The organism is Streptomyces sp. NPDC005805 (genome assembly GCF_040630445.1).
GTDB lineage: Bacteria > Actinomycetota > Actinomycetes > Streptomycetales > Streptomycetaceae > Streptomyces.
The window spans coordinates 220,798-229,750 of the sequence record NZ_JBEXXN010000003.1; the positions used below are offsets into that span (position 1 = coordinate 220,798).

The 8,953-nt window shown below is 74.2% G+C and carries 9 protein-coding genes and 1 pseudogene; 7 read left to right on the top strand and 3 right to left on the bottom strand.

Features of this window, described 5'->3' with window-relative positions:
- Nucleotides 1–48: 48 nt before the first annotated feature.
- The gene (locus tag ABZ457_RS03630) at nt 49–732 is read left to right on the top strand and encodes a hypothetical protein (protein ID WP_359153431.1); all 684 of its coding nucleotides are present in this window, start codon (nt 49–51) and stop codon (nt 730–732) included.
- A gap of 43 nt (nt 733–775) precedes the next feature.
- Here ABZ457_RS03630 and ABZ457_RS03635 read toward each other — a convergent pair whose 3' ends face one another.
- From ABZ457_RS03635 to ABZ457_RS03645, 3 genes are all read right to left on the bottom strand, one after another.
- Nucleotides 776–1,330: a PIN domain-containing protein gene (locus ABZ457_RS03635; RefSeq protein WP_359153433.1), complete on the bottom strand. Its 555-nt coding sequence runs from the start codon at nt 1,328–1,330 to the stop codon at nt 776–778.
- 3 nt (nt 1,331–1,333) lie between these two features.
- Nucleotides 1,334–1,792: a helix-turn-helix domain-containing protein gene (locus ABZ457_RS03640; RefSeq protein ID WP_359153435.1), complete on the bottom strand. Its 459-nt coding sequence runs from the start codon at nt 1,790–1,792 to the stop codon at nt 1,334–1,336.
- A gap of 135 nt (nt 1,793–1,927) precedes the next feature.
- Nucleotides 1,928–3,655, bottom strand: coding sequence for a phospholipid carrier-dependent glycosyltransferase (locus ABZ457_RS03645; protein ID WP_359153437.1), 1,728 nt, complete (start codon nt 3,653–3,655; stop codon nt 1,928–1,930).
- Nucleotides 3,656–3,844: 189 nt separating this feature from the next.
- Here ABZ457_RS03645 and rsmI point away from each other — a divergent pair, with 189 nt between their 5' ends.
- The 6 genes and pseudogenes from rsmI to ABZ457_RS03675 form a co-directional block, all read left to right on the top strand.
- Nucleotides 3,845–4,711, top strand: coding sequence for a 16S rRNA (cytidine(1402)-2'-O)-methyltransferase (rsmI, locus tag ABZ457_RS03650; RefSeq protein ID WP_359153439.1), 867 nt, complete (start codon nt 3,845–3,847; stop codon nt 4,709–4,711).
- A gap of 160 nt (nt 4,712–4,871) precedes the next feature.
- Nucleotides 4,872–5,333 carry a hypothetical protein gene (locus ABZ457_RS03655; RefSeq protein ID WP_359153441.1) on the top strand — a complete coding sequence of 154 codons (462 nt, stop codon included), beginning with the start codon at nt 4,872–4,874 and terminating at the stop codon, nt 5,331–5,333.
- 75 nt (nt 5,334–5,408) lie between these two features.
- Complete coding sequence (locus ABZ457_RS03660) at nt 5,409–6,308, top strand: TatD family hydrolase (RefSeq protein ID WP_359153443.1); 900 nt, start codon at nt 5,409–5,411, stop codon at nt 6,306–6,308.
- An 857-nt stretch (nt 6,309–7,165) separates the two neighbouring features.
- On the top strand, nt 7,166–7,468 hold the full coding sequence (locus ABZ457_RS03665; RefSeq protein WP_359153446.1) for a ubiquitin-like domain-containing protein: 303 nt from the start codon (nt 7,166–7,168) through the stop codon (nt 7,466–7,468).
- Between the two features lie 233 nt (nt 7,469–7,701).
- Nucleotides 7,702–8,562: a 16S rRNA (adenine(1518)-N(6)/adenine(1519)-N(6))-dimethyltransferase RsmA gene (gene rsmA, locus ABZ457_RS03670; protein ID WP_359153448.1), complete on the top strand. Its 861-nt coding sequence runs from the start codon at nt 7,702–7,704 to the stop codon at nt 8,560–8,562.
- Nucleotides 8,559–8,953: pseudogene (locus ABZ457_RS03675) on the top strand (4-(cytidine 5'-diphospho)-2-C-methyl-D-erythritol kinase); the annotation flags it as partial. The gene rsmA and the pseudogene ABZ457_RS03675, both read left to right, overlap by 4 nt.

Genomic DNA, 8,953 nt, shown 5'->3' on the forward strand with positions numbered 1-8,953 from the left:
CGCACCGCGCACCGCCGACCCCATGGCCCAGCCGAGGAGAGACGTCCCATGAGCAACCCGCACGCCGCCGCGCCCCCGCCGCCGCCTCCGTCGCAGCCGAGGAGACGTGGGGGGTGTCTGCAGGCGGTCGTCGTGCTGTTGGTGGTCATCGGGCTCGGGTACGGGGCGTCGAAGCTGTTCGGGGAGGACTCCTCGTCCACGCCGCCGGGGGCCTCCGCGTCCCCCGCCGCGGACAAGGGCGACGGCGGCAAGGACGGGCCGTGGAAGGTCGGGGACTGCGGTGGGCCCGACCCCGACAACGCGCCCGACGGGTACAAGGCGTTCGACTGCGACGACTCCGGGGCGACGTTCAAGGCGCTGGAGATCCAGGACGGCGCGTTCCTGGACAACTCCGTGCAGTGCCCGCCCGGGACCGATCTGATCATCAAGGTGTCCGTGTCGTACGGCGGCAGTTCCAAGGGCGGCGGTATCCCCACCAACACCGTCTGCGGGCGGAACCTCTCCGGTGACCACCCCGGCGACGCGGGCGCCGGCGGCGGGCAGCTCGTCAAGGGCGACTGCGTGACGGCCACGGCGAAGGAGATCGCCTGCGCCTCCGCCGGTGCGGACGCGTACAAGGTGCTGGACCTGGTCAAGGGCAAGGAGAACTGCCCGTCCGGGACCACCCAGCCCATGGAGCTGATGATGGCCATCGGGCGCCCGTACGACGTGATCTGCGGCGGCAAGGTCTGAGCGGGTAGCTCCTTGAGGACGCGTCCCGGTGAGGGGCGCGGCCTCAGAGGGCACGCAGCGCGGCGACCGAGGCGACCATCCCCTGCCGTTCGAGGTGGTCGAGCACGTCCTCGACCGTGCCGGCGGGATTCCGCCAGCTGTCGGCTATCTGATGGACCGCCGCGTAGACCCGTTCGGGGTCGAGACCGATCTGGGCCTCGATGAAGGCGTCGGGATGAACGGCCTCGACATCCCACGGGGCAAGCCTGTCCTGAGGGAAGTCCTTGACGTTGAACGTCACGATCATCTGCGCCCGGGCACGTACCGCTGCCGCGAGGACGTGCCGGTCGTCCGGGTCGGGGAGGTCGAGGGCTCCGACGAGGGGCTCGTACCCCTTGACCATGCAGTCCCGCACGGCCCTCTTCATGAGGTGCCTGGTGCGGTCGAGCGCCGCCCGGTCGATGTCGGGGCGGTTGGCGGCCAGGCTGCGGAAGGTCTCGTCCAGGATGGCCTCGGTCCACTTGGCCTGGACCAGCCCTGCCGCGGCGATCCGGATGAGGAGGTCGCGCAGGGTGCTCGGGTAGAGCACATTGGCGTCGTAGACGACGACGAATGCCACGGGTCAGATCAGTCCCGTCTGCTGGCCCAGTTGTGTCAGCTCGTCGGCGGCCTCCCGGCGCTTCCTGTCGTCATCACGTTTGTAGGCGAGCAGGGACGACGCCAGGACGCGCCGGTGCTTGCCCACGGTGCGGAATTCGATCTCGCCCGCTTCCAGCAGCCCGATCAGGAACGGCCGGGAGACGTTGAGCAGGTCGGCCGCCTGCTGCGTGGTCAGTTCGGCGTTGTGGGGTACCACGGACACGCTGCGGCCTGCGGCCATGTGGGCGAGCACGGTGGCGAGCAGTTCGACCGCTTCCCGGGGGAGGGCCAGCGCTTCGCCCCCGCCGTCCTGGACCGTCACCTGGATTCGTGTCGCTTCCCGGTGGCGTGCGAGATATCCGCGGACCTGCTCCAACGCCAGGTTGGCCTCGTGGGTCCTCTCGGGCGGTAGCTGTTCCTGGCGGATGTCGGTTCTCGTCATCAGGCGCTCCCCGGTCGGCGTTGCTGTACGACGGTGACAGCCATCCACTCATTATTCGCAATAAACGAAACTGTCGCAACAAGTGAAGTGCTCCCGGTGAGCCCCGGGCCGCCCCGGTTCGTCGGGCCGCCCCCGCTACACCCAGGTGTCCAGCCACATCCGGTTGCGCCAGTCGTCCAGCGGGATCGGCGCGCCCGTGTAGATCGGGTGGAAGTAGATGAAGTTCCAGACGATCAGCAGCACCAGCACGCCCGCCCCGATCGCGCCCACCGCCCGGCGGCGTTCGTCCGAGCCGGGTGGGCCCAGGATCGCGCCGATCATCATGGCGACCGCGAGGCAGAGGAACGGCACGAACACCACCGCGTAGAACACGAAGATCGTGCGCTCCTGGTAGTGCAGCCACGGCGCCCAGCCCGCCAGGAACGCGCACAGGATCGCGCCCGCGCGCCAGTCGCGGCGGAAGAGCCAGCGCCAGGCGACGTACGCGAGGGCGAAGCACCCCGCCCACCACAGCAGCGGCGTCCCCAGCGCCAGGACCTCGCTCGCGCACTTGTCGACCGTGCCCGCCGGGCAGCCGCCCTTTCCGGGCTGCACGTCCTCGTAGTAGTACGAGACGGGCCGGCCCATCACCAGCCAGCTCCACGGGTTGGACTCGTAGGTGTGCCCGTCCGTCAGGCCGACGTGGAAGTCCAGCACCTGCGCCTCGTAGTGCCACAGGCTGCGCAGCCAGTCCGGGAACAGCCAGCCCCAGGCGCTGTCCCGGCCGGGGCCGGTGCTCGCCCACTGCCGGTGGTAGCCCTTGTCGGTGACGATCCACCCCGTCCACGTCACCAGGTACGTGACCAGCGCGACCGGGACCGTCGAGACGAACGCCGGGACGAGGTCGCGGCGCAGCACCGCCGCGTACGGGCGGACCGCGCCCGCCGTGCGGCGCATGCCGACGTCCCACAGCACGCTCATCACACAGAACGCGGCCATGACGAACAGGCCGTTCCACTTGGTGCCGGCCGCCAGGCCCAGCAGCACGCCGGCCGCCAGCCGCCAGGGCCGCCAGCCCATCCGCAGGGACTCCGCGATCCGCGCGTCCGGGCGAAGCACCCCCTCGTCGTCCACCGGCAGCGCGTCCGCCATCCGCTTCCGGGTCCGGTCCCGGTCCAGCAGCAGCGCGCCGAACGCGGCCAGCACGAAGAACATCAGCACCAGGTCGAGCAGCGCGGTGCGGCTCATCACGAAGTGCAGACCGTCCACGGCGAGGAGCAGCCCCGCGAGGCAGCCGAGGAAGGTGGAGCGGAACAGCCGGCGGCCGATCCGGCAGAGCATCAGCACCGAGAGCGTGCCGAGCACCGCGACCATGAAGCGCCAGCCGAACGGTGTGAAGTCGAAGAGCTTCTCACCGATGCCGATGACCCACTTGCCGACCGGCGGATGCACCACGTACCCGGGGTCGACGGGCGGCATCACCGCCGAGCCGTCCCGCAGAATCGTCTTGTCGACGTCCTTGGGCCAGCTCCCCTCGTACCCCTGGTTGATCAGCGCCCAGGCGTCCTTGGCGTAGTACGTCTCATCGAATATCACCGCGTGCGGCTTGCCCAGGTTCCAGAACCGCAGCACACCCGCGACCAGCGCCACCAGCAGCGGACCCGCCCACGCGGCGATCGCGGCCAGCACGTCCCCGTCGCCGCGCCGGACGCCGAACACCTGCCAGAAGGCGGGGGTGGGGCGCGTGTAGGGCGGGACGAGGCGGTCGCGCAGGCCGGTCACGGGCGGCGCCGCGTAGCCGAAGCGGCGCAGCCTGCGCAGCCGGTCGGGCGGCGGCTGCCCGGCGTCCCTGCCCTCGATGGTCTGTGGCGCGGTACTGGTCACCGCGCCATCGTAGGGAACGCGGCTGCGGGCGGGGCGCGTGGCGGGGCACGGACGCGTGGGCGGGTGATGGGCGGGGTGGTGCGGGCGTCGCTCCGGGGGCGGGCGGGCGCTTCGGGCACGCGGGCGCGGGCCCCGGCGGCGGGACGGGCACGTGGCCTCGTCGCGGGACGGGCCTGGGAGGATGGCCGGGTGACTTCCAAGCCCGGCACCCTCGTCCTCGCAGGCACCCCCATCGGCGACGTCGCCGACGCCCCGCCCCGGCTCGCCGCCGAACTCGCGGGCGCGGACGTCGTCGCCGCCGAGGACACCCGGCGCCTGCGCCGCCTCACCCAGGCCCTCGGGGTGCAGACCACCGGCCGGGTCGTCTCCTACTTCGAGGGCAACGAGTCCGCCCGCACCCCCGAACTGGTCGACGCGCTGGTCGGCGGCGCGCGGGTGCTCCTGGTGACGGACGCGGGTATGCCGTCCGTCTCGGACCCCGGCTACCGGCTGGTCGCCGCCGCCGTGGAGCGGGACGTCCCGATCACCGCCGTCCCCGGGCCGTCCGCCGTGCTGACCGCCCTCGCGCTCTCCGGGCTGCCCGTGGACCGCTTCTGCTTCGAGGGCTTCCTGCCCCGCAAGGCGGGCGAACGCCTCGGCCGGCTGCGCGAGGTCGCCTCCGAGCGCCGCACCCTCGTCTACTTCGAGGCCCCGCACCGCCTCGACGACACCCTCGCCGCGATGGCCGAGGTCTTCGGCGCGGACCGGCGCGCCGCCGTCTGCCGCGAGCTGACCAAGACCTACGAGGAGGTCCGGCGCGGCGGCCTCGGCGAACTGGCCGCCTGGGCCGCCGAGGGCGTGCGCGGCGAGATCACCGTCGTCGTGGAGGGCGCCCCCGAGCCGGCGCCCGGCGAGGTGGACGCCGGGGAACTGGTGCGCAGGGTGCGGGTGCGCGAGGAGGCGGGGGAGCGGCGCAAGGAGGCGATCGCGGCGGTGGCCGCCGAGGCGGGCCTGCCCAAGCGCGAGGTGTTCGATGCCGTCGTGGCGGCAAAGAACGCGGATCGAAAGGCCCCTTGAGTCGGCAAGGGACGTAAAGGACTATGGTGAAAGGCAAAGCGCAGACCGCGCCCTGGCCCTTTCGTGCATGGAAATTCCCAAGTCCGCACCATTAATCGACAGGCGCCGATGCGCTCCCGCCGGAAAAGGCGTCCACTGGACACAGTGGAGAGGAGCTGGCATGAGCGAGACCACCGGCACCACCGGAACCGCTGTGGTGCACGAGGCGTATTCGTTCGCCTGCATGCGCTGCGGGCACGGCTGGGAGCAGTCCTACGAGATCGAGCACCATGTCGACGGCAGGGGGCAGGCGTTCGTCGTCTACAAGGCCGACGGGCAGCGCGTGCCGTCCCCCTTGTCCAGCCCCACCTGCCTCAACTGCGGCGGGCACGTCGTGCGGATCATGCGGGCGGGCCGGGTCTCGTCCGTGATGGCGCTCATGGCGCAGAACGCGCAGGGCGGGCAGGGCACCGCACGGGGCGCGCAGGGCGCGGAGAGCGGGCAGGGCACGCAGGGCGCGGAGAGCGGGCAGGGCGGCGAGGAGACCGGGGGCGGCGACGCGTCGTCGGGTGATACGACTGCCGGGGCGCCCCGGCAGCGGCACCTCTCCGACCTCCTGCACCCCTTCCAGCACCGCAGGTGACCCGCGCGCTCGGGGCGTGCGGGGTGTGCGGGGCGCGTGAGCGGCGCGTCCGGCGCGCCTCGTAGGATCGCGCCCATGAGCTCGAAGTCCGCACCCCCTCCGCTGCCCGAGCCCCTCGGGGTGGAGGTCGCCGATTCCCACACCCACCTGGACATGCAGGACGGCACCGTCGAGGAGGCGCTCGCCCGCGCCGCCGCCGTCGGTGTCACCACCGTCGTCCAGGTGGGCTGCGACCTCAAGGGCTCCCGCTGGGCCGCCGAGACGGCCGCCGCGCACCGGCAGGTGCACGCGGCCGTCGCGCTGCACCCGAACGAGGCGCCCCGGATCGTCCTCGGCGACCATGGGGGCACCACCCAGGCCCCTGGGCCTGGGGGAGGGTGGTCGCGGCAGGGGGCGCGCGAGGCGGGCGGGGACGCGGCGCTGGACGACGCGCTCACCGAGATCGACCGGCTCGCCGCGCTCGACGAGGTGAAGGCCGTGGGCGAGACCGGGCTCGACTTCTTCCGCACCGGGCCGGAGGGAATCGCCGCCCAGGAACGCTCCTTCCGTGCGCATGTCGAGATCGCCAAGCGCCGGGGAAAAGCGCTCGTCATTCATGATCGGGAGGCGCACGCGGATGTGCTGCGCATTCTCGCGGAGGAAGGTGCGCCGGAACGCACCGTCTTCCACTGCTATTCCGGCGACGCGGAGATGGCCGAGATCTGTGCGGCCGCGGGCTATTTCATGTCCTTCGCGGGGAACGTGACCTTCAAGAACGCCCGGCCGCTGCGGGACGCGCTCGCGGTCGCGCCCGCGGAACTCGTCCTCGTCGAGACGGACGCGCCGTTCCTCACGCCCGCGCCGTACCGGGGGCGGCCCAACGCGCCCTATCTGATCCCCGTCACCCTGCGGGCCATGGCCGAGGTCAAGGGCCTCGACGAGGACACCCTCGCGGCGGCGGTGGCGGCCAACACGGCGCGCGCGTTCGACTACTGACCCGGGGGCGGGGTTGGGGGCGCGCGGGGCGCGCCTCGCAACCGTGCGTGTCCGTGCCGCTTTGGAGAGTGACCGGCCGTCGACTACTGTCCGGGCCCAACGGGGCGACCGGATCAGCCGGCTGACGGAACGGCGTGGGCAACGTGGGCGGAGTGGGCGACGCGCAGGGGCGCCACCGGGCGGCGCAGCCGACGGTGGCGGTCCGGGTGCCGGGGCCCGCCCGGCGGCCCGCGCCCCCGGGCCCGGTCCCGCCCCCGGCCCCGACGCTGGTGGACACGCGCCTCGCGACCGCGTACGCGCCGACGATGCCGTACCTCGACGTGAGCGGGGCGGGGGTGGGGGCGCCTGCCGCCCGGGTCCCCGGCCCGCCTTCGGCCGGGCCGGCCCCGACCCCGGCCGCCGGAACCGGGCGCCGCGCGGCCCGGGCCGGCGCGCCAACCGCCCCGGGTGCCTTCGCACCTGTCGGCCCCCGTCATGCCGGGCCTGCACCGGCCGCGGTGCCCGGGCGCGCAGCGGCGCCTTGGGCCGGACCGGAACCCCGACGCGTACCGACCCCGGTCGGTGCGACGGCCCACTCCTCCGGGCCTGCCCTGGTCGCGGGGCCCGGACGGCTACCGTCCGGACCGGAGCCCGGGCCGTCCTCGGCCCGGGGTGTCGGCGCGCCAACCGACCCGGGTGGCCGAAGGCCCGCCCCGGCCCAGGGGGCCGGCCATCCGTCCGGGTCGCCCGCGAGCGGCCGGGTTGCCGGGCACCGCGCGGGCCGGGCGCCCGCGACCGGAGGCGGACGGCGGCGGCGCGGCGGGCCCGAGGGGCCGGACGGGCTCGGGCGGCTCGTCTCGCGGGCCCTCGTCGTCGCTGTGCTCGCGGGCGGCACCACCGCGTTCGTCGCCGATGACAAGGCGGTCCGGATCTCCGTGGACGGGGACTCCCGCACGGTCCGCACCTTCGCGGACGACGTCGCCGAACTCCTCGCGGAGGAGGCCGTGACCGTCGCCTCCCACGACACCGTCGCCCCCTCCCCAGGCGCCGCCCTCGCCGACGGCGACGCGATCGAGATCCACCGCGCCCGCCCGCTGGCCCTGCCGCCCCTGGACGCCCCGGACGGCACCGCCGTCGAGAGCCTGCTCCGCCGCCTGCGCGCCCAGGCGGGCGCGGACTGACCCCCCGCGCCACCCCGGACCTCGCCTCCCCCGCGCCCGACCCGGCCGGGACTTGCCCCGGCCGGAACCGCCCCCGGGCCGGGGCGGGAGTACCCGAGTCCCGGGCGCACCCCGCCCCCGCGCCCGACCCGGGGGGCGAGCCCGCCCCGGGCCGCGGGCCGCCCCCCGTCGGCGCGGGCCCCGGCCCCGCCCCGTGCGCGTACGCGCACACGCCACGGCCGTAGGCTGTATCGGTGAGCACCACTGATCCCGACGCCCTGCTCGGCCCCGCCGACATCCGCGAACTGGCCGCCGCGCTGGGCGTACGTCCCACCAAGCAGCGAGGTCAGAACTTCGTCATCGACGCCAACACGGTCCGCCGCATCGTGCGCACCGCCGGGGTCGAGCCCTCCGACACGGTCGTCGAGGTGGGCCCCGGGCTCGGTTCGCTGACCCTGGCGCTGCTGGAGGCCGCGGACCGGGTCGTCGCCGTCGAGATCGACGACGTGCTCGCCGCCGCGCTCCCCGCGACCGTGGCCGCGCGGCTGCCCGGGCGGGCCGACCGCTTCGCGCTCGTGCACTCCGACGCGATGCACGTCCAGGAACTGCCCGGGCCGCCGCCCACCGCCCTCGTCGCGAACCTGCCGTACAACGTCGCCGTCCCGGTGCTGCTGCACATGCTCGACCGCTTCCCGAGCATCGAGCGCACCCTGGTGATGGTGCAGGCCGAGGTCGCGGACCGGCTCGCCGCCGCGCCCGGCAACAAGGTGTACGGCGTGCCCTCGGTGAAGGCCAACTGGTACGCCGAGGTCAAGCGCGCAGGGGCCATCGGCCGGAACGTCTTCTGGCCCGCGCCCAACGTGGACTCCGGCCTCGTCTCCCTGGTGCGCCGCGCCGAACCGCTCGCGACCAGCGCGAGCAAGGACGAGGTCTTCGCCGTCGTGGACGCGGCCTTCGCGCAGCGGCGCAAGACGCTGCGCGCCGCGCTCGCGGGCTGGGCCGGTTCCCCGGCGGCGGCCGAGGAGGCGCTGGTGAAGGCGGGGATCTCGCCCCAGGCGCGCGGCGAGGCCCTGACGGTGGAGGAGTTCGCACGGATCGCGGAGGCGAAGCAGTGAGCGCACAGACCACGGCCGGCACGGGCGACGGCACGGCGACGGGCGCGGGCGTGACGGTACGCGTCCCGGCCAAGGTCAACGTCCAGCTCGGCGTCGGTGGCGCCCGCCCCGACGGCTACCACGACCTCGCCAACGTCTTCCTCGCCGTCGGCCTGTACGACGAGGTCACCGCCACCCCGGCCGGGACGCTGGCGGTCACCTGCACCGGCCCCGGCGCCGACCAGGTGCCGCTGGACCGCACCAACCTCGCCGCCCGCGCCGCCGAACTCCTCGCCGCCCGGCACGGGATCGAGCCCGCGGTCCACCTGCACATCGCCAAGGACATCCCCGTCGCCGGCGGTATGGCGGGCGGTTCCGCCGACGGCGCGGCCGCCCTCCTCGCCTGCGACAC

What these genes read in the sequence shown, in the direction of transcription:
- ABZ457_RS03630 (WP_359153431.1), top strand. Translation starts at nt 49, where the DNA reads ATGAGCAACCCGCACGCCGCCGCGCCCCCGCCGCCGCCTCCGTCGCAG.
- ABZ457_RS03640 (WP_359153435.1), bottom strand. Translation starts at nt 1,792, where the DNA reads ATGACGAGAACCGACATCCGCCAGGAACAGCTACCGCCCGAGAGGACC.
- ABZ457_RS03655 (WP_359153441.1), top strand. Translation starts at nt 4,872, where the DNA reads ATGAGCGAGACCACCGGCACCACCGGAACCGCTGTGGTGCACGAGGCG.
- ABZ457_RS03660 (WP_359153443.1), top strand. Translation starts at nt 5,409, where the DNA reads ATGAGCTCGAAGTCCGCACCCCCTCCGCTGCCCGAGCCCCTCGGGGTG.